The organism is Dielma fastidiosa, assembly GCF_003475485.1.
GTDB lineage: Bacteria > Bacillota_I > Bacilli_A > Erysipelotrichales > Erysipelotrichaceae > Dielma > Dielma fastidiosa.
This window is the reverse complement of the sequence record NZ_QRQL01000002.1, coordinates 624,152-643,928: the sequence shown is the minus strand read 5'-3', so window position 1 is coordinate 643,928 and position 19,777 is coordinate 624,152. Positions and strand designations below refer to the sequence as shown.

Here is a 19,777-nt window from a genome sequence, read left to right as displayed (position 1 = left end):
ACAGCTTGTTTTCTATTTACAATATCGGTCAAACCAATGAGTCAGCTCTTTTAACCGTCTCAGCCGATGCTTTGGTTTACCGCTTCTTGATAACTCATGATTTTCACCTTTAAATAAGCACATTCTCGTCTCAACATGATGAAGCTTTAAGGCATGAAACATCTGCATGGCATCACACATCCAGCATCTATAATCCTCATCAGATTGAATAAATAAGGTAGGGGTGACACATTGATCCGCATATTTTAAAGGTGAAAAGTCCCACATCTTTGAAACATCTTGCCAAGGTGTCGCGGCCATTTGAGTCATGTTATGATAATAGCCAATATCAGTCGTTAATGATTTACTGATCCAGTTAGCTATTGAACGCTGACTGCCCGCGCAGCAGAAACGATTTGTATGGCCGATGATCCAATTGGTCATGAAGCCGCCGTAGCTGCCGCCGGTTACCGCGATATGCTGATGATCAATCGCTGGATATTGTTTTAATACCTCATCAGTAAAGGTCATTAAATCATTATAATCAATGGTACCATAGCGGTTTACCATATGCATGAAGCGGTTCCCGCGGCCGTCACTGCCATGCGGATTGGCAAAGAATACAAAATAACCCTGTGATGCCCACGCCTGCATCTCATGAAAGAAGGTTTCGCCATAGACCACCTTAGGCCCGCCGTGAATGTCTAGAATCGCCGGATATTTCTTATTCGGATCATAATTATAAGGCTTCAGCACCCAGCCGTCTACCCGTTCCTGATCCTCATTGATAAAGGAAAGCTTCTCAGGCTTGGCTACATAAGTATCCGCTAAGGCAGCCGTATTGATATCACTCAGTCTTATTTCCTGATTCTGTTTCAGCTGATAGACTTCCTGAAGCAGCATATTACGCATACCGATAAATACTACTGTTTCATCAACTATATCAAAGCAGTCAACACTGCCTTCCTGCTGAGTCAGCGCCTTGCATTCACCATCTAATGTTAATTCATACAGATTAGACGCATTATCCACCGTTGCGATAAAGTATAGCTTATCGTTGACATATTTAAAACTGGTACCGCCGTAGAGCTTCGCGTCAGAACCAACGCTAGAGCCGATGCCCCAGTCAGGATCAAAGAAACATGTCAGTTCTTTAGTATGGAGATCACAGGTAAAGAATTTATCATTTTCATTTGTACCCCATGTTTTTAAATCTGTGCCGGTAAAGATTAAACAATCCTTACTTAATGCGATATGACTGACATTATATTGATTATCTGCCAATAATGGTTCCGTTTCCTTAGTATCAAGATTGACTTTAAGAATGACTGAATAAGGCTGGCGGATATCCTGATACTCACTGCCGCATAGGATCAATGTCTTCTTATCCTCACTGAGTGCCATTTCGTTGACATTCATTAAGGTTGGTGAGAGCAGGCTGTGTTCGCCGGTTTGCAGATTGACCAGAAAAGCCTGTTTGCGGTGCTTGTTGATAAAGCCCTGATTATTGAACCAGTAAGGCAGTTCATCAAGTACCTCATAATCTTTTTCTTCATTCAGTGCCTGAATCGTCTGTTTTAATTCATCACCGCTCAAAGCAGAGAGATCCGGTTTATTCAGATCCACATTGGCAATCACAACCGCATAGTGTTCATCGATGAGTTTTAAAGAGGTAACGGCAAGCGGTAAGGTAAAGGCTAAAACCGCTTCACCGCCGTTTAAATTTAAACGGTAATAGGCACTGCACTCCTGATGCTCTGCGTTTGCTTTCTTAACAAGCCCGTCACGGTCAGCAGGAAATAAAATAGTGTCTGCGGATTCTAGGATTATACCGCGTTCCTTGCCGCCGCCGCTGCATTGCATAACCTTGTTGTTGATTAAGTCAGCCATCCAGATGTGATGCTGATAGCTGTTGTGATCCAAATCAGCCTGACTGACAACAAACAGACAGCGCTTCCCATCTTCAGTAAGTTTAATTTCTGATAAATATTGATAATTAGAAAAATCTTCAAGTTCTATTTTTTTCATAAAGCCTCCATTTGTTTTTCATTTTACATCAAATCATGTCGAAAGTGAATGATTTTAAGCTGAACAGAAGCATTCAGTTTCAGCTTTTATGAGTAAATGCAGAATCAGCAATCGAAGTTCGACGGCTTAAATGCTATAATACACTTAAAGTAAAAATACTGGAAAGTGAGTGCGGAAAATGGATATCAATGAATGTATCGTCTTTATGAATATTGCGGAAAAGTTAAAGTGCAACACAAGACATAGCTGGACAAGCAGCGGCCGTCATGAAAGTGTGGCAGAGCATAGCTGGCGGATGGGCTTATTGGCAATGGCTGTGGCTGATGAATTCAGCGAGCTGGATATGAATAAGGTTATCAAAATGTGTCTGATTCATGATCTTGGTGAAGCAATTACCGGAGATATTCCGACCTTCTATAAAACCGCAGCGGATGAAGTGGTTGAGCTGGATGCGATCGATCAGCTGTTAAGCACAGTCAGCGGTTCTTTTAAGGATACTTTAAAAGCCTTGTTTGAGGAGATGGATGAACTGAAAACACCGGAAGCGAGATTATATAAATGTATCGATAAGTGTGAGGTAGTGCTCCAGCATAATGAGGCGGCGCTGGATACATGGATTGAGCTGGAATATGAATTAAATCAAACACACGGTCAAAAGGAATGCGAAGAGTTTGCCTATATGAAAAGGCTGCGTGAAAAGCTGAAGCTGGATACTTTAGCCAAGCTGAATGAGCTGTCCGCGCAATGAGCATCAAGATTTCAGAATTACTGCAGCAGCCTGCGTTTTCCGCTTTTCGTATCGCCGCCGGTATCAATGGTCTCAATCGTTCTGTCAGTAAGGTAAACATCCTTGATTTTGAATATGACGCACTTAGTGATTCAGAACCCTTCGGCCTTTTTGAGAAAGAAGCCTTTGTATTAACGAGTCTGCTGTTTGCGAAGCATCACCCGGAAATGATTCTAAAATCCATTAAGCTCTTGATTCAGGATGGCGCGTCTGCCTTGGCAATTAAGGAGATTTATTATCATGAGCTGCCGAATGAGGTTATTGAATATGCGAATCAGCAAGCATTTCCAATCTTGATGTTTAAACGTGAAGGCGGTTATTTTGAGACTTTAATCACTGAGCTGAGCGCATTGATTGAAGCGCGGGGAAATGAAGAATTAAACGAACAAAAACTAAAGCTGCTGATGAATGAAAAATTATCCGCTGGCAGTCAGCGGGTCTTGGCTGAAGAGCTATTCCCTAATCTATCCGTTCCTTTTAGTGCCGCTTATGTGAAAAAGAAGATGCCGCCAGCCTATCTCAGAGCCAGTGATTGCTTCTGTTATGCATATGAAGAAGGCAGCTTTTTAGTGGGCAATCTGCATCCGGAGAGCATCCGGGAAAAAACACAGCCGATCGGTTTTGGCAAGCGCCATGACAATTTAGATGAAATAGATCTGGCTCTCAAGGAAAGCCTGTTTGCCTATGAATATGCAGACAAGTTTAAGCTGCCTCACGCATCTTTTACGGATATCGGCATCTTTCAGCTGATTTATCCATTAAGAGATAATTTATGGGTGCGTAATTATTGTGCTGATATAAAATCAATGATTGAAAAAGAAGGTAGTCATGAGGATCTTATGCAGACTGCGCAGGCATATGTTATGGCTCAGGGTGATGTTGTAAAGGCGGCAAAGCTGCTTCATGTGCATAAGAATACAGTGCGTTATCGTCTGGGGCGGATCAAAGAAGCACTTACAGCTGATCATGAACCTGAGTATTTTGAATCCCAGCTGATGTGGTTTGTGTTAATGAATGAAAATACTAAAGATTAGTTTTGTATTTTAACCAAAAAATGTTGATTAATTTTTTATTTTGACCATTGAGGAATTCCTTTCAATTGTTTATGATAATGTTGCGAGGTGGAAATATATGAAAATTAAACCATTTAAAGTAGAGGAATGGATGAATGAATATGAGGATGACGCGGTTTATAATATTGCGGAAACATGTGTTGATTCAATTTCGCTTGATGAATTATTAGCGCTGACTGGCATCGATCGCAATACTTTTTTAGATGATCTGGCTTCACAGCGGCTTACCTATGGCGCGATTCAGGGTGCGGCGCCTTTTAAAGCGGGAATCTGCGGCAGATATCGTAATATCCAGCCTGAAAATGTACTGTCAACACATGGTGCGGCGGGCGCGAATCATTTAGTCTTTTATTCGCTGATTGAGCCAGGGGACCGGGTTATTTCTGTATTGCCGACGTATCAGCAGCTCTATTCAATCCCAGAGGCTTTTCATGCGGATGTGCAGCTTTTACATTTAAAGAAAGAAAATGATTATCTGCCAGATGTGGAAGAGCTGCGTCAATTGGTGAATGAAAAAACTAAAATGATTTGTCTGAATAATCCAAACAATCCTACCGGTGCGCTGATTCCTTTAGATATTTTAAAGGAGATTGTAGCGATTGCCCGTTCAGTTGACGCCTATATCCTCTGTGATGAGGTTTACCGCGGTCTGAATCAGGATGGCAGCTATACCGAAAGCATTGTAGATTTATATGAAAAGGGAATCAGTGTAAGCAGTATGTCGAAGATTTTCTCATTGGCCGGTGTCCGTCTTGGCTGGGTTGCTTCAAAGGATAAGGCGGTAATTGAGGCATGTTTATCACATCGTGATTATAATATGATCAGCTGCGGGATGCTGGATGAAATGATTGCGGCAGCCGCATTAAAGCATGCCGATAAGCTGTTGGAACGCAATATTCAGCTGATTCAAAACAATTTGGCAATCCTTGATCAATGGATTGCTGAAAATCCGCATTTTTCTTATGTAAAACCTAAGGCTGGCACAACATCACTGATTTATTATGATTTTGATCTTTATTCCTATACTTTCTGTAAACAGATGTATGCCAAAACCGGTGCCTTTGTAACACCGGGTGACTGCTTTGAACAGCCGCATAGCTTCCGTATCGGTTATGCCTGTGAGGAACAGGTATTAAAGGATGGTTTGGCAGCCATCACCCGTTTTGCGAATCAGCTATAATAATAAAAAGGAAGGGATTCAATCATAATGCAATGTGCATAATGATGAAACCTTCCTTCTTTTATTTACGTTTACTTTTGATGAAGCCATAAATTCCCAGCAGCAGAATTACTGCCGAAGCCGCTTCAACAATAAGCTTGATCGTATCATAGAGACTCATTCCCGCATTCGCTGACTGAGCTTTAACATCCAATTCAAGCGGATCGTTTTCAACTGTCTTTTTCAGTGACGCGTCTTTTTCTAACAGCGGTTTAATGCCATCAAGGCCAAGCACCTTATAACCTGCGTCATTATATGCCTGATAAGCGGCTTTCTGCAGATCAGATCGCAGGGCAGTAAAGTCATAAAAGCGATCATCGGCTTCGCCGCGCAGTCCTGTGTTAAATTCATCTGCGGTGATGACAACATTTGCTTTCACAAAAGTATCCAGTATCTCCAGGATTTGATCAAAGCCCTGATTCAGTATTTGGATTTCTTCTTCAGAAAAATCATTTTCAATAATTACCTGCCGGGCGGCTTCAATGAAGCTCTTCGGCATTTTCGGATATTCCGTGGCATCACAGCTGCCTAGCTTAAAGACTGATGTTTCATAGCGTTCAATCAATGCCGTTTCATCTTCCCGCAGGGCTTCTTCAGCATGCACTGGAAGCATAAAACAACTAAGCAGTGACAGGCTCAATAGTATTTTTCTAAACATGAAATCACCTCACCTTAAGTTTACTTAAAGGTGACAGTCAGTGCAAGTGAAATCACTCACTAATTTTAATATGATACTTTTTAAGCCAGTAATTGATTTGGAGGAAATAAGCAATTGTCTGTGGTGTCGTCATCAGCTGACCATACCATGGCTGAGCGGTTTCATCGGTTAACAGCTTTCTTGCCGCTTCCGGTTTAACAATCTGCCACAGCGGGGCATTGCAATCATTTAATAAGTCATCGAGCATTTCCCGCAGTTTTTGTAAATAAGCGGGATGATGAGTTTTAGGATAAGGACTCTTTTTACGCCATAGAATTTCATCAGGCAGATAATCCTTCATCGCAACCCTCAGCAGTCCTTTTTCCCGGCCTTCATAATCTTTTAGTGACCATGGCACTGTGTAGAGATATTCAAGAATACGTGTATCACAGAAAGGTACCCTGACCTCTAGGCCGTTTGCCATGCTCATGCGGTCTTTGCGGTCAAGCAGCGTCTGCATGAACCAATTAACATTCAGATTCATCATTTCTTTCATGCGGGCTTCTAAAGGGGAAGTACCAGGTAATTTATCTGTCTCATCACATGTCTGCTGATAACGCGAATGCACATAATCATTGGCAGTTAAGCCCTTCAGCCATTTATCCTGCATAAAGGAAGCACGGTATAAGGTACTCTGTGACCATGGGAAGCCGTCAGCTTCACGGATATCCTTGTCTCGATACCATGGATAACCACCAAAGATTTCATCCGCGCATTCACCGGATAAGGCTACCGTTACTTGCTTTTTGATTTCTTTCGCAAAAAGCAGCAGTGAACCATCAACATCGGCCATACCCGGCAGATCTCTAGCATCAACAGCTGAGAACAGGCTCTCAATCAAATCGTCGGTGCCAAGGGTGATCGTGGTGTGATCGCTGTCCAGATATTTGACCATCTTGCCAATGAAATCAGCATCACTGTTCGGCTGAAAATGACTGGCTTTAAAATATTTAGCGTTATCTACATAATCAACAGAGAAGGTCTTTAACCTTTTGCCGCGCTCTTTCATATAACGGGATGCGACTGAGGAAATCAGACTTGAATCAAGACCGCCGGACAGGAAGGTACCAATGGGTACGTCTGACACTAGCTGACGCTGGATGGCATCCACTACCAGCTCACGGACTTTTCTGATTGTCTGTGCTTCATTGTCCGTATGCGGCTTATCCTTTAGGGTAAAATAACGATGCTTATCGATTTCACAGCCCTTTACATAAGCATACTCACCGGGTTTAAGCTCTTCTACATGCTTAAATACACCATAACCCGGTGTTCTTCCCGGCCCAATCAGCATAATTTCGGCAATACTGTGCGCATCAATTTCAGCATCAAGCAGCGGATGAGCCAGCAATGCCTTGATTTCAGAGCCAAATAGGAATGTATCTTGCACAACAGCATAAAACAGCGGTTTTACACCCACCCGATCACGGGCCAAGAATAAACGCTCCTGCGCGTCATCCCATACCGCGAAAGCAAAGATGCCGTTAAAATGGTCTACACATTTCTCTTTCCATGCGACATAGGCTCTTAGAACCACCTCTGTATCACTGTGTGACTTAAATTCATAACCAAGCTCAATCAATTCCTTGCGTACCTGATTTGTATTGTATAATTCTCCGTTATAAACGATGACGTAACGCTTTTTATCTTCCGTAAAAAACATTGGCTGCTGGCCATTTTCTGGATCGACAACAGCCAGCCGTGTATGAATCAGCGCCACATGCCGATTTGTATATACACCCTCATCATTAGGTCCGCGGTTCTTTAATGTATTCATCATTTCACGGAAAATCGGCTTTTGATTCGTAATATCATGCCGGCTGTCCAAGACACCTGCAATACCACACATAAATTCACACTCCTTCTGACGATATTATATTCGCCGCTATTGCAGTATATGCGCGAATCAGCTTACTGAGTGCCGATTATGCAAATTAATTCACGAATTTAGATAGTTTATAATGCCATTTATCTGAAAAAATGGTATATTTATTAGGTAAAGAAGGAGGAAACTCAAATGAGTAAAAGACCGGTAGTATTAGTAGTAATGGATGGTGTCGGTATTAGCGATAAAGATTATGGCAATGCGGTTAATAACGCATATACGCCTACACTTCATGAATTAAAGGCAACATCTCCAAATACAGCAATTAAAGCCCATGGCTTAGCAGTTGGCTTGCCAAGCGATGGCGATATGGGAAATTCAGAGGTTGGTCATAACGCATTAGGCTGCGGACAAATTTACAGCCAAGGCGCAAAATTAGTAAATGAATCCATTGAATCCAAGGATATCTTTAAAACAGATACATGGAAGGCATTGGTTGATAAATGTAAAGATCATGGCAAGATGCATTTCATCGGTTTATTATCTGATGGTAATGTTCACTCACATATTAATCATTTAATGGCATTAATTGAACAGGCGAAGGCTGATGGTATCAAAGAAGTTCGTGTTCACGCGTTATTAGACGGACGTGATGTACCGGAAACCAGCGCATTGATTTATTTAGATCAGATTGAAGCATTCTTTAACACTGTCAATGATGATCATTTCCATGCCTGCATCGCATCAGGCGGCGGCCGTATGAAGATTACGATGGACCGTTATCAAGCAAACTGGCCAATGGTTGAAGCTGGCTGGCATACGCATGTATTAGGTGAAGGCAGACAATTTGCCAGCGCTAAAGAAGCCGTAGAGACTTACCGCAGTGAAACTGGTGTGATCGATCAGGATCTGCCTGCTTTTGTTATCGCGAAGGACGGCAAACCAGTCGGCACTATCGAAGACGGTGACAGCGTTGTATTATTTAACTTCCGCGGCGACCGCGCTCAGGAAATCTCACTGGCCTTTGACAGCGAAGTATTCACCGAATTTGACCGTGTCCGCAAACCGGATGTAATGTATGCCGGTATGCTGCAATATGACGGTGATTTAAAGATTCCTAATAATTTCTTAGTTTATCCGCCAAAGATCAAACATACATTATCTGAATATCTTGTAAAGAACAACATTCGTTCTTACGCGATTTCAGAAACACAGAAATATGGTCATGTAACGTATTTCTGGAACGGCAACAACTCTCAGAAATTCTCAGAAGAACTTGAAGACTGGGTAGAAATCAAATCTGATGTTGTACCATTTGAACAGCGTCCTTGGATGAAGTCTGCGGAAATTACGGATACTTTAGTTGAAGCGATTGAATCAGGCAAATATGATTTCCTGAGAACGAACTTCCCTAATGGTGATATGGTTGGTCATACAGGTAATTATGAAGCTACAATTATCGGTGTTGAAGCGGTAGACTTATGTCTTGAAAGAATCATGAAGGCTGTGAAGAAGGTTAACGGTATTCTGATCGTAACAGCTGACCATGGCAACGCTGATGAAATGTATGAAAAACCTAAGAAGGAAGGCGACAAGCCGAAGGCTAAGACTTCTCATACATTAAATAAGGTTCCATTTATTATTTATAATAAGGATGTTGAAATTGCTGAGGGTGACTTTGGTCTTGCCAATGTAGCTTCAACAGTTGCGAAGCTGCTTGAGCTTGAACCAGATGCTCACTGGCTGCCTGCAATCATTAAATAACGAATAAGTCATATCGAAAGATATGGCTTTTCTTTTGCTTTATGCATAAGTGTAAAAATTAGACTTTAAAAATCCCGATGATAAGAGTATACTAATAAATTATTCAGGGGTGATGTGCAGCATGGAACGAAAAAATAGCGGAATGATGAGCGAGGGTGTCATTCGGAAACAGCTTTTAATATTTACAATCCCGCTGCTGATTGGTAATCTTTTTCAGCAGCTTTATAATACGGTAGATTCAGTAGTGGTCGGTAACTATGTGGGGCCGCAGGCTTTGGCTGCCGTTGGCGCAAGCAATCCAATCATTAATTTACTGGTTGGTTTTTTTATGGGACTGTCAACGGGGGCCGGTGTTATTGTCTCTCAATACTACGGTGCTAAGAATAAAGAAGGACTGCATGATTCAGTGCATACATCAATAGCGCTGGCTTTCTGCAGCGGCTTGATTTTAATGGCAATCGGTTATTTGCTGTCACCGTGGATGCTCTCAGCGACCGGTACGCCGGCAGATGTGCTGGATAGTTCAATTCTTTATCTGCGGATATACTTTTTAGGAATCGTACCGGTCATGCTTTACAATATGTGCGCCGGTATCCAGCGGGCAATCGGTGACTCACGGCGGCCGTTGATTTATTTGTTCGTCAGTTGCGGCATCAACATTGTGCTTGATTTAGTCTTTGTTATTTATTTTAAAATGGGGGTAGCCGGCGTCGCGTGGGCAACCTTAATTGCTCAGAGTGCTTCCTGCCTGCTAGGTTTGTTTCATTTAATTACCGTAAAAGATGATTATCGAATTAAACTGAAAGAAATTCGTTTTGAAAAACATGTCCTGCTGAGAGTTGTGAAAATCGGGCTGCCGTCTGGTTTTCAGCAGTCAATTATTTCCTTTTCTAACCTGCTTGTGCAGTCGCAGATCAATTCATTTGGTTCATTTGCGATGGCTGGCTGTTCCAGCTATAACAAGATTGATGCCTTTGCCAATCTGCCGATACAAAGCTTCAACCTGGCAATTACAACCTTTGTCGGTCAAAACATGGGAGCTAGGGAATATGAGCGGGTTAAAAAGGGGATTCGTATTTGTATGAGCATGACACTATGTGCTACGATTCTTCTTTCTTTGGGTATTTTTACACAGGCTGACCGTCTGCTTTCAATCTTTTCAAGTGAATCACAGGTTTTGTATTACGGGCATTATATGATGAGCATCTTAGTACCTGGTTATATCTTTCTCGCAGTTTCCAATATCTTATGCGGAGCCCTGCGCGGTGCCGGCGATGCGATTACACCGATGCTGATTCTTACCTTCAGCTATTGTGTAGCCCGTCAAATTTGGATTTTCTTTGCGATGCCGCATTTTCAGAATATAGCGGTAGTATTCTGGGGCTATACATTAACTTGGATTTTGGCGATGGTTTTATGTACCGTGCATTACTTCAAGAGCGGCTGGATGAAGAAATACGCATAAACACGTTCGCAGTGATTTTTGATTGGTAAAAATTTATAATCAGCTTTTTACGTTAATCTATGATAAGATAAAGGGTGAAAGAGGGTTAAATATGAAAATCACAAAAGGCCGCCATTTATCCATATTATTTGCAATCATGAATCATGATGGTGTAGTGACTTCTGATGATCTGGCAGATTTTTCCCTGTCATCAGCAAGAACGGTTAAATCAGATATTGCGGAATTAAATGATGAATTATCGAAAGAGGAAATCGCTCATATCATATCTACACGTTCCAAGGGTTATTATCTTGAGCCCATCGATACAGCTAAATATTTAGCGTTTAAAGAAATGGTGTTAAAGGAATATGGCTTCTTCCGAAATGAGGATATGGAAAAAATAGCCAGAAGAATCATGATGGCGCAGAATCTGCTTTATCATGAATATACGCTGGTCGATGATTTAGCGGATCAGCTTTTCCTTACAAAGTCCGCTATTAAAAATGATCTTGCCTGGGTTACGTCTTTCTTTGCCAGTTATGATGTTGAGTTGGTTTCAACACCTGGGAAGGGATTAAGTCCTAAGGGCAGTGAAGAAAATATCCGTTATTTGATGGTTGAGGTATTCTGCAGTCAGTATCATGATATTTCATTACAGTATGATGTGAAGGAATTTGAACATATGTTCTATGATGACCATCAGTATTATGCTGATCTTCGTCATGCCTTATTGAAAATACTCAGAGAGAGCTGTATGTCTGTGCTGGATGTCAATACTAAGAAAATGGCTACATATCTTTGCCTGATGCAGAATCGGTTAATAAGCGGGCATGGTGTTAAAATTGATTCCAAGACAGCTGCACATATTAAAACTTTATATGAATATAAGATTGCGGAACAAGTGTTTAATACTGAATATATCGTCAATTATAATGAGGATGAAAAATTACAATTTGCGAAGATGCTGATGTGTTATCGGGATATTGATCTGTCCAATAAGGATGATCTGGCGACTATTCCTGTTGATCATATCTCACAGACAAGTGATTACCTGGATAAATTGATTGCATGCATGAAAAATGAATTGGGCGGCAATTTATTTGAATTGGAATTATTTGATGTGTTCCGCACGAGTTTTGAATCATTGCTGATGCCGATTTATCTGCGCTCTTATTATGATTCGAATAAGAAAATGCGTCTGGTTACATATTGTGATGAGCTAGCGGAGGCGGATAAATCACCGCTGGCAATGCAGATGGCGCGTGTCATGCTTACTATTTCCCAGGAAATTCTGAATGATGAAATTGATGCCAGTGTGTTTACACCCATATCGTTATTAATTGATTATATGCTGAAACGGATTAATTATCAGTATACGAAACGCCGTCTGGCGGTGATCTCACAGGCTGGCCGGGCTGTCGCGCATGCCCGAGCGGATATGCTGCGCAAATCCTGCGGCAATATGATTGATACCCTGCATATCTACAATCAATATGAAATGCGGCGGATCAATTTCAGCGATTATGACTGCGCTTTAATTGAAACACCTTCAACCTATAATTATTACCCGATTCCTTTTGTCACATTTACTGGTCTGGGAATCGAGGATGAAACAATGAATTTATTTAATGAGGTATTTATTAAGGGGTATTCTACGGATGTTGTTAAACATATGAGTAATATAACCTCTACTTATCCTAAATTTGACTGCGATGTTTATGTAACTTTTATGAAGCTGATGTGCTATAAGCATGCGGTAAATGGCAAGGCGGAGGAAATGTTTGATTCCTTATTCAGCTGCGGTCAAAATCTCAGCTATTATAATAAGTCTTCGCAGGTGGCAATGATTTTCTGCCAATATAAGCATACGCAAAAGGAATTTATTGAAATTTATCAGCCGGCTACTAAAATGATTTGGGATAAACCCTATGAAGTTAAATATATTATTGTGGTAAGTCTCAAGCATGATATTAAGATTACTGATTTAAAGCTGGTGAATAAAATTCTTTTCTATTTATATTATCGTGTGAGATACATTCAGATGGCTTTTGAAAGTGTTGATGATGCTTACCGCAGCTGTTTCATTGAAGCTGTTACGAATAAATTCTTATCTAATTAATAAACCGAAAATAGTGCTTGAATGATATAAAGAGTTATTTTTTGAATAAAATTGATCTATAAACCGTGCCTCATTGTGATATGAGGCTTTTCTTTTGCACTAATGAGAGTGAAAAGGGAGGCAGTTTCACTAATGTTCAGCAAAATGTAAACGTTAACATTTTTATAAGTCAATGGTATTCTTTACTCAGCAAATGGAAAACGAAAGGAGCGGGCGCTGTGCTGAAGCTATTCTTATCATCGCATGGTCATCTGGCCAGCGGTATGAAAACCTCATTGGATATCCTGTTAGGAAACAGTGATCAGGTGAGTGTGTTTGATGCTTATGTTGATGAATGTTCGGTTCAGGAAAAACTGGACGCGTTCTATGCATCAGTGAGTGAGAATGATGAAGTTATTTTATTATCGGATATGTATGGGGGCAGTGTTAATCAAGTAATGTTTACTTATCTGCATAAACCCAATACCCGTTTAGTGGCGGGTGTAAATCTGGCTTGTGTCCTTGAGCTTTCTATTCAGGAAAGTGTCAGCGATGAACAGCTTGAAGAAATTGTGGAAAGATCACGGGAAATGCTTCGGGTTGTCAAGGATGACAGTGTAGAAACTACGGAAGAAGATTTCTTTTAAAAGGAGGAAATGAAATGATTAAACTAATTCGTTTAGATGAGCGTATGATTCATGGACAGGTAGCGATTAAATGGTCAAGACATACCGGTGTGGATCGTATTATTGTCGCTAATGATGCCGCCGCATCAAATCCTATCGTGCAGAAGTCATTGATGATGGCAGCGCCGCCTACCGCTAAGGTTGCGATTAAGTCGGTTGCTGATGCTATAAAATTACTTTCTGATCCGAAAGCAGCCAATCACTCAATTTTATTGATTGTGGCTTCACCGGAGGATCTGCTGGCAATGGTTAAGAATGTGAAAGATATTCCGTTGATCAATGTCGGCAATTATGGAAGAATCGCGCCGAAGCAGGGTGATGAACAGCGCAAGACTTATGGAAGTAATTTATATGCGTATCCGTCAGAGGTTGAGCTTTTCAAACAGATTCTGGATATGGGAATTGAAACAGTCTATCAGACAACACCAGAAGATATTCCTGAAAAGCTGAATAAAGTTTTAGGGATTTAATGAACTATAAGGAGGAACTATCATGGTCTCATCAGCATTGCAAATATGCCTAGTCTATTATATTGTCTCACTCTTGGACCCATACATTCTCTCATGGCAATGTATTAACCGTCCAATCGTTGTTGCCCCGCTTGCCGGTCTTGTTTTAGGTGATTTCCATACCGGTATTGTTATGGGAGCCGCGCTTGAATCAATCTTCATGGGTATTTCCGCAATCGGCGGTTCAATTCCTGCCGATGCTACAACAGCAAGTATTATTGCGGTTGCTTATACTATTTTAACAGGTTCTACGGCTGAAGCCGGTCTTGCTATCGCATTGCCAATCGGTACCGTTATGGCTTCAATTGCCAATATGTTTACACCTTTATGGGCTTCATTAGCCGCTTATTGGGAAAAGCTTGCCGCAGAATGCAATCCTAAGAAATTTATGATACAGACAATGGCGGTGAATATGATTACCCCATTAATCAATACTGTTATCTTATTCTTTGCGGTAGCATATGGTGTTGAAGGTCTTCAATCATTCCTTGTATCACTTCCGGCATGGGTTATGACTGGCTTAGGTGCTTCTACAAGTATGATGCTGGCGGTTGGATTTGCTATCTTAACATCAATGATCTGGAACAAAGAGGTTGGCTGTTTCTTCTTCTTTGGTTATGTATTAGTTGCTTATCTTGGTATGGGAACATTGCCAATCGCTATTATCGGCGGTGTTATCGCTATTACGATGTTCTTCAGTGAAAAACGAGTTATTGATTTGAAAAATAGTTTGGCGGCGAATCCAAACACAGTAAGTAATGATGAGGAGGACTTCTTCTAATGGAAAAGAAACAATTATCTCAAGATGAAAAGAAAGTATTAAAATCGATGTTCTTCCGTTCTCATCTTGTATTTTCAACCTTTAATATGGCTAAGATGGAGGCTAATGGTTTCACATGTACCATGGCACCAGCCATTGAATCAATCTATAAAGATGATCCTGAGGGTAAAAAAGAAGCTTACATCCGTCATCAGAACTTCTTCAATACACATGCGGTTCCTTTCTCATTTATCGCAGGCTTAAGCTATGCGATGGAGAAAGAGCATAAAGAAAAGAATTCAATTGATGGTCAGACAATCGAAAGTATCAAGGCTGCCTTGATGGGACCAACAGCCGGTATGTTTGACAGCTTATTCTTTAACTGTCTGCGTATTATTGCGGCTGGTATCGCTATCGGTCTTTGTTCAGAGGGAAGTATCCTCGGTACTTTGATTTTCATTCTGATTTATGGTGTTTCACAATCAGTCGTTAAATATTTCTTTGTTAACTGGGGCTATGTATTTGGTACATCCTTCATCGATATGGTTTTCTCCTCTGGCTTAATGGGTGCTTTATCTAAATCAGCTTCTGTATTAGGTCTTACAATGGTTGGCGCAATGACGGCTTCAATGGTGAATGTACCGCTGAATCTGACATTGAATATCGGTGAAACTTCACTGGTTGTCAATGATGTATTCCAATCAATCTTCCCTGGTTTATTAGGTGTAATCTTATTGTTTGGCTTAGTTACATTAATCAAAAAGGGTGCGCGTCCTACACAGCTGATTCTGGGCATTCTTGCATTTGGTATGATTGGTGCATTTATCGGTATTTTCTAGGATATAAAAATTGAGCTGTGGATAAAAATTCCCAGCTCTTTGCTATTTAAAGTGAGGTGAGGAAAATGAAATTATTATTTCAGGCTGATGATTTCGGCCTATGTGAATCAACGGCCTGCGGTATCCTCAAGGGGATTCGTGAAGGGGTAATCCGAAATACCGGATTGTTTGTGAACATGCCGGCCAGTGAATATTCCGCAAAGCTGATTAAGGATGTAAAGAATGTCTGTCTCGGCATCGATTTCAATTTGGTAGCCGGCAAGCCAGTCAGCGATCCGGCGTTGGTTCCTTCCTTAGTTGACGCGAAGGGTGATTTTATACCGTCTGGTGAACGGATGAAGAAGATGAAATCATTAAGCGATACAATGCGGGCTGATTTTGAGACTGATCCCTATCCGTATGATGAAACGGTGTTGGAGATTGAGAATCAGCTGAAGCGTTTTATTGAATTGGTTGGCCGCAAGCCGGGCTATCTCCATGGGCATTCTTTGATTACAAATAATATTGTCAAAGCAATCCAAGCGATGAGTGAAAAGTATGAGATTCCAGTATCCTTCAATGTCTGGAAGGAAAAGGAACTTTATATGCTGCCTTGTGAGTGGACACCTAAACCCTTTCCGATTGAACAGCAGCTGGCAACAAATGTAGAAGCAAATCTGATGTCTGTACTCCCGCAGGTTTTGGATCATGAGCTGAATGTGTTTGTCTGTCATGCTGGTTTTGCGGAAGAAGAGCTGTTTAAGTATTCTTCCTATACGATAATACGATTGAAAGATCTGGCAGCTGCGACCTCGCCGGATGTGAAGAAGTTTATTGAAATGAATCAGATTGAATTAATTACTTATGATGATTTAAAGGAGAACTAAAATGATTATCAAATGTAAAAGAATTGTGACTGAAGATGGTATTGTTGACGGTTATCTTGAAATTGAAGGTAAGAAAATCAAGCGGATTACCCAGCGTGAGATCGGTCCGGTGGATGTAGATGCTTCACAATATCGAATCATCCCGGGTATTTTTGATACGCACAATCATGGCACGATGGGTTATGCGATGATGAGTGCGGTCAGTGATGATGAGGCTAATGTGCGCGGCTATTTAAAAGGCTTAGCTTCACAAGGCGTTACGGCGATTCTGCCGACAGCTGAATTTGAGTTATTCCCTGTTATTGCGAAGGTTTCAAAAGAAGAAAATGACGGTGCGAAGATCATCGGTATTCATTCAGAAGGCCCTTATCTGAATCGTGTCGGTGAAAAGGCGATTGATACCGGTCATCCAGATATCAGTTTAGATCATCTTCAGGCGATGATTGATGCGGCTGAGGGAACCTTAAAGCTGGTAGGCTTAGCACCTGAGCTTGAAAACGCGGATAAGGCAATTGAGTTTTTGACTGAACGCGGTATCCAGGTAGCATTTACCCACAGCAACTGCGGCTATGATGAAGCGATTGCCGCGTTCCGCAAGGGAATTACCGTGACAACACATACCGCAAATGTAATGAGCGGCATTCATCACCGTCGGATGGGCGGTTTGGGCGCTTGTCTGCTTGATCCTTATGTAAATAATGAGATTATCTGTGATCTGCTTCATGTATCTAAGGAAATGCTGCAGATTATGTTTAAATGCAAGCCGTATGATAAATTTATGATGATTTCTGATAATGTGCCGATGGCCGGCGCGCCGATTGGTAGATATATGATCGATAAAGATCTGGCAGTTAACATTGATGAAAAGGGCTATTGTCTGACAGATACCGGGCGCTTATGCGGTTCAACAAAGCCGGTATTATTCGGCATCCGCAATCTTGTAGAGGAATTAGAGCTGCCGCTGGAAACAGTCAGCAAAATGGCATCACTGAATCCATGCCGGGTATACGGTGTCGGTGATACAAAGGGTTCACTGCGTGTAGGCAAGGATGCTGATTTTGTAATTATCAGTGATGATTATCAGGCTTTACAGACATACAGTGAAGGACGTAAGGTCTATGATCATGAAATTGATACCCATATCTTTAATCAGGCATTTCTTGATGTCATGAGCGCAAAATGAAACTGTTAGCTTCTGATTGGGATGGCACACTGCGCCGTAATTTAAAGGTTGATGCTTGTGATTTAGATGCGATCAAGTTATTTCGTGAACAGCAGCATCGCTTTGGAATCGTGACAGGCCGCAGTGTCGGCATGCTTAGGAATGAACTGGCTCATTATCATGTGCCTTGTGATTTTATGATCGGCACGAACGGCGGGGTAATTACCGACGCTGATTTTTCAATCATCTGGCGTCATGATATTGATTTTGATGCCGCAATGGAGCTGATTGAACTATTGAAAAGCAAACCAACGGTCATGTTTGGCATCAGTGACGGTGATGATTTCGGCAATCTTCAGTCTCCGGAAGACGAGGGTGAATCAACGCTGATTGGTATTCAGCCAATTGATCCGCAGCAAATCATCAGCAGAAAGCAGATTAATTCCTTCTATCTGCGTGATGAAACGAAATCAAAAACCGGTATATTGTATAAGGAGCTGAGTGAACGTTTTAAAGGACGGATGGCTTTTCATTACAATGCCGGAACGATTGATGTTTCAGCTGCAGGTGTCAGCAAGCGCACCGGTATCATTGAGCTGATGAAGCTGTTTGGCAGTCATGAGGTTTATGTTATCGGTGATGGTCATAATGATATTGAAATGATTGAAGCATTTCAAGGCTTTAGCGTTGAAGGGGCACCGGATGAGGTAAAGCGCAAGGCAGTTCATTGTTATCATGGACTGGCTGACTGTATTGAAGATCTATTAAAATAAAAACGGCAAGCCTTAGAGGGGCTTGCTGCTTTTGTATAGAATTGGGCCTTCTGCTTCAAAATAGATCAGCAGGCAATGTCCGTATGCATCGGTAATTTTCAAAGCTTCCTTATTTTCATTGTCATTAATAATGCTCACTCGTTCAGCCTTGGCACTTGCTGAATCAATTTCAGAGGCAGCCAGTGCTTCATGAATGAACTCAATGTTAGCCTGATAATCATAACGGTAAGCGGTTTGTACCGCTTCAATCTTGGCAAGACTGTCCGCTTCTTTGGCTAGTATGACATAACCAAATTGGTCATCATCAGCAATATAGGTACACATATAATAATTATCAAATTCTTCGTTAACGCTTAAATCACTATTTAATATCGTATATTTTGTGAAGTCTCCATAGATCCAAATGGGGTTTTTAACCGTATCTTCTGTCCAGCCGTTAAGCAGCTCTTTAAAGATTGCTTTCTTAAGCATTTTAAATGCTGAATCATTTTGGGCTGAATAATAAGTCTCAATGAAAGGATCCTGCCTGCTTTGGATTTGAGTAACAACAGTTTTTGATTTCTGACAGCCGCATAAAGCAGTAATGCAGCATATAATAATTATCAGCTTTTTCATATTTTAGCCTTTTGCCGATTAAAATCCATAAAGGATTTTTGCTAAACCTAATTCATTATAGAGAAAGAATCTGCCGGCAAACATCGCCAGTATGTAGAATAAAGGTTCTAGTCTGGAAAGATTCTGCAGCTTGCCCTTAAGCAGTCTTTCAAGGATCAGCTTGTAAAGCAGATAACCAATCAGAGCACCTAATGTATTCATAATCAAATCATCCACATCACTACTGCGTTTATTTAACAATTGACTGCACTCAATCATTAATGAAAACAAAGTACCGGATAGGGTACAAAGCAAGAAATTAGGGCGCTTAAAAAACAGCGGCAGCAGCATGCCAAAGGGGATAAACAAGAGTATATTCTGCAGATAGCCAACCCAATCAATAGTCATCGAGAAGGGTTCAAAATTGATAATATCAGCGGTATGGGACATTTTATAAACTAATAAATCATAAAGTGTGCCGGTATTTGTAAGATGGTAGACAGCAAAAATATAGCACGCGAAAATGAAAGCCATGATAAAATGCTCAAGCTTTTTAGGCTTTTTGCTGAGGAGTGCATAGACGATGAAAAAGGGAAGCATCGCGGCTGCTAATTCATATAGATTGATTAATAAATTTTTCATAGTGTCACCTGCCTGTTATGTCTGTAAGTGTA

General features: G+C 41.2%; 18 protein-coding genes. 13 read left to right on the top strand and 5 right to left on the bottom strand.

The window, feature by feature from the left end; translation table 11 throughout:
* Positions 1-12: 12 nt before the first annotated feature.
* Positions 13-2,007, bottom strand: a complete 1,995-nt coding sequence (locus DWZ33_RS07800) for an alpha/beta hydrolase family protein (RefSeq protein ID WP_118454403.1) — start codon at positions 2,005-2,007, stop codon at positions 13-15.
* Positions 2,008-2,185: 178 nt separating this feature from the next.
* Here DWZ33_RS07800 and DWZ33_RS07795 point away from each other — a divergent pair, with 178 nt between their 5' ends.
* The 3 genes from DWZ33_RS07795 (at position 2,186) to DWZ33_RS07785 (ending at position 5,047) form a co-directional block, all read left to right on the top strand.
* Positions 2,186-2,755 carry an HD domain-containing protein gene (locus tag DWZ33_RS07795; RefSeq protein WP_118454402.1) on the top strand — a complete coding sequence of 190 codons (570 nt, stop codon included), beginning with the start codon at positions 2,186-2,188 and terminating at the stop codon, positions 2,753-2,755.
* Positions 2,752-3,828, top strand: a complete 1,077-nt coding sequence (locus tag DWZ33_RS07790; protein ID WP_118454401.1) for a PucR family transcriptional regulator — start codon at positions 2,752-2,754, stop codon at positions 3,826-3,828. Before DWZ33_RS07795 ends, DWZ33_RS07790 begins: the two co-directional genes overlap by 4 nt.
* Before the next feature lie 97 nt (positions 3,829-3,925).
* Positions 3,926-5,047 carry an aminotransferase gene (locus DWZ33_RS07785; protein WP_118454400.1) on the top strand — a complete coding sequence of 374 codons (1,122 nt, stop codon included), beginning with the start codon at positions 3,926-3,928 and terminating at the stop codon, positions 5,045-5,047.
* 61 nt (positions 5,048-5,108) lie between these two features.
* On the opposite strand, the gene DWZ33_RS07780 is transcribed toward DWZ33_RS07785, so the two are convergent.
* Both DWZ33_RS07780 and asnB read right to left on the bottom strand, forming a co-directional pair.
* A complete protein-coding gene (locus DWZ33_RS07780) occupies positions 5,109-5,744 on the bottom strand; it encodes a hypothetical protein (RefSeq protein WP_118454399.1) in 636 nt (211 codons plus the stop codon).
* A 52-nt stretch (positions 5,745-5,796) separates the two neighbouring features.
* Positions 5,797-7,632 (bottom strand): asparagine synthase (glutamine-hydrolyzing), encoded by a 1,836-nt coding sequence (gene asnB / locus DWZ33_RS07775; RefSeq protein ID WP_118454398.1) that lies wholly within the window; start codon positions 7,630-7,632, stop codon positions 5,797-5,799.
* Between the two features lie 168 nt (positions 7,633-7,800).
* On the opposite strand from asnB, the gene gpmI reads away from it, so the two are divergent.
* The 10 genes from gpmI to DWZ33_RS07725 all read left to right on the top strand — a co-directional run bounded on the left by gpmI (position 7,801) and on the right by DWZ33_RS07725 (position 18,509).
* On the top strand, positions 7,801-9,372 hold the full coding sequence (gene gpmI / locus DWZ33_RS07770; protein WP_118454397.1) for a 2,3-bisphosphoglycerate-independent phosphoglycerate mutase: 1,572 nt from the start codon (positions 7,801-7,803) through the stop codon (positions 9,370-9,372).
* Between the two features lie 121 nt (positions 9,373-9,493).
* Positions 9,494-10,837 (top strand): MATE family efflux transporter, encoded by a 1,344-nt coding sequence (locus DWZ33_RS07765; protein WP_182425576.1) that lies wholly within the window; start codon positions 9,494-9,496, stop codon positions 10,835-10,837.
* 91 nt (positions 10,838-10,928) lie between these two features.
* Positions 10,929-12,935, top strand: coding sequence for a BglG family transcription antiterminator (locus DWZ33_RS07760; RefSeq protein WP_118454396.1), 2,007 nt, complete (start codon positions 10,929-10,931; stop codon positions 12,933-12,935).
* 218 nt (positions 12,936-13,153) lie between these two features.
* Positions 13,154-13,561, top strand: coding sequence for a PTS sugar transporter subunit IIA (locus DWZ33_RS07755; protein ID WP_022939230.1), 408 nt, complete (start codon positions 13,154-13,156; stop codon positions 13,559-13,561).
* A gap of 14 nt (positions 13,562-13,575) precedes the next feature.
* Positions 13,576-14,070 carry a PTS sugar transporter subunit IIB gene (locus DWZ33_RS07750; RefSeq protein ID WP_022939229.1) on the top strand — a complete coding sequence of 165 codons (495 nt, stop codon included), beginning with the start codon at positions 13,576-13,578 and terminating at the stop codon, positions 14,068-14,070.
* A 22-nt stretch (positions 14,071-14,092) separates the two neighbouring features.
* Positions 14,093-14,890 (top strand): PTS mannose/fructose/sorbose/N-acetylgalactosamine transporter subunit IIC, encoded by a 798-nt coding sequence (locus DWZ33_RS07745; protein ID WP_022939228.1) that lies wholly within the window; start codon positions 14,093-14,095, stop codon positions 14,888-14,890.
* The gene (locus DWZ33_RS07740; protein ID WP_022939227.1) at positions 14,890-15,708 is read left to right on the top strand and encodes a PTS system mannose/fructose/sorbose family transporter subunit IID; all 819 of its coding nucleotides are present in this window, start codon (positions 14,890-14,892) and stop codon (positions 15,706-15,708) included. Before DWZ33_RS07745 ends, DWZ33_RS07740 begins: the two co-directional genes overlap by 1 nt.
* A gap of 65 nt (positions 15,709-15,773) precedes the next feature.
* Complete coding sequence (locus DWZ33_RS07735; protein WP_118454395.1) at positions 15,774-16,574, top strand: ChbG/HpnK family deacetylase; 801 nt, start codon at positions 15,774-15,776, stop codon at positions 16,572-16,574.
* 1 nt (position 16,575) lies between these two features.
* Positions 16,576-17,757 carry an N-acetylglucosamine-6-phosphate deacetylase gene (locus DWZ33_RS07730; protein ID WP_118454394.1) on the top strand — a complete coding sequence of 394 codons (1,182 nt, stop codon included), beginning with the start codon at positions 16,576-16,578 and terminating at the stop codon, positions 17,755-17,757.
* Positions 17,754-18,509 carry an HAD-IIB family hydrolase gene (locus DWZ33_RS07725; protein WP_118454393.1) on the top strand — a complete coding sequence of 252 codons (756 nt, stop codon included), beginning with the start codon at positions 17,754-17,756 and terminating at the stop codon, positions 18,507-18,509. Before DWZ33_RS07730 ends, DWZ33_RS07725 begins: the two co-directional genes overlap by 4 nt.
* Positions 18,510-18,521: 12 nt before the next feature.
* On the opposite strand, the gene DWZ33_RS07720 is transcribed toward DWZ33_RS07725, so the two are convergent.
* Complete coding sequence (locus DWZ33_RS07720; RefSeq protein ID WP_118454392.1) at positions 18,522-19,124, bottom strand: hypothetical protein; 603 nt, start codon at positions 19,122-19,124, stop codon at positions 18,522-18,524.
* A gap of 18 nt (positions 19,125-19,142) precedes the next feature.
* Positions 19,143-19,745 (bottom strand): VanZ family protein, encoded by a 603-nt coding sequence (locus DWZ33_RS07715; protein WP_118454391.1) that lies wholly within the window; start codon positions 19,743-19,745, stop codon positions 19,143-19,145.
* Positions 19,746-19,777 lie beyond the last annotated feature (32 nt).

Coding starts and splice junctions, on each gene's coding strand:
- DWZ33_RS07800 (WP_118454403.1), bottom strand. CDS start 2,007: ATGAAAAAAATAGAACTTGAAGATTTTTCTAATTATCAATATTTATCA.
- DWZ33_RS07795 (WP_118454402.1), top strand. CDS start 2,186: ATGGATATCAATGAATGTATCGTCTTTATGAATATTGCGGAAAAGTTA.
- DWZ33_RS07790 (WP_118454401.1), top strand. CDS start 2,752: ATGAGCATCAAGATTTCAGAATTACTGCAGCAGCCTGCGTTTTCCGCT.
- DWZ33_RS07785 (WP_118454400.1), top strand. CDS start 3,926: ATGAAAATTAAACCATTTAAAGTAGAGGAATGGATGAATGAATATGAG.
- DWZ33_RS07780 (WP_118454399.1), bottom strand. CDS start 5,744: ATGTTTAGAAAAATACTATTGAGCCTGTCACTGCTTAGTTGTTTTATG.
- asnB (WP_118454398.1), bottom strand. CDS start 7,632: ATGTGTGGTATTGCAGGTGTCTTGGACAGCCGGCATGATATTACGAAT.
- gpmI (WP_118454397.1), top strand. CDS start 7,801: ATGAGTAAAAGACCGGTAGTATTAGTAGTAATGGATGGTGTCGGTATT.
- DWZ33_RS07765 (WP_182425576.1), top strand. CDS start 9,494: ATGGAACGAAAAAATAGCGGAATGATGAGCGAGGGTGTCATTCGGAAA.
- DWZ33_RS07760 (WP_118454396.1), top strand. CDS start 10,929: ATGAAAATCACAAAAGGCCGCCATTTATCCATATTATTTGCAATCATG.
- DWZ33_RS07750 (WP_022939229.1), top strand. CDS start 13,576: ATGATTAAACTAATTCGTTTAGATGAGCGTATGATTCATGGACAGGTA.
- DWZ33_RS07745 (WP_022939228.1), top strand. CDS start 14,093: ATGGTCTCATCAGCATTGCAAATATGCCTAGTCTATTATATTGTCTCA.
- DWZ33_RS07740 (WP_022939227.1), top strand. CDS start 14,890: ATGGAAAAGAAACAATTATCTCAAGATGAAAAGAAAGTATTAAAATCG.
- DWZ33_RS07735 (WP_118454395.1), top strand. CDS start 15,774: ATGAAATTATTATTTCAGGCTGATGATTTCGGCCTATGTGAATCAACG.
- DWZ33_RS07730 (WP_118454394.1), top strand. CDS start 16,576: ATGATTATCAAATGTAAAAGAATTGTGACTGAAGATGGTATTGTTGAC.
- DWZ33_RS07725 (WP_118454393.1), top strand. CDS start 17,754: ATGAAACTGTTAGCTTCTGATTGGGATGGCACACTGCGCCGTAATTTA.
- DWZ33_RS07720 (WP_118454392.1), bottom strand. CDS start 19,124: ATGAAAAAGCTGATAATTATTATATGCTGCATTACTGCTTTATGCGGC.
- DWZ33_RS07715 (WP_118454391.1), bottom strand. CDS start 19,745: ATGAAAAATTTATTAATCAATCTATATGAATTAGCAGCCGCGATGCTT.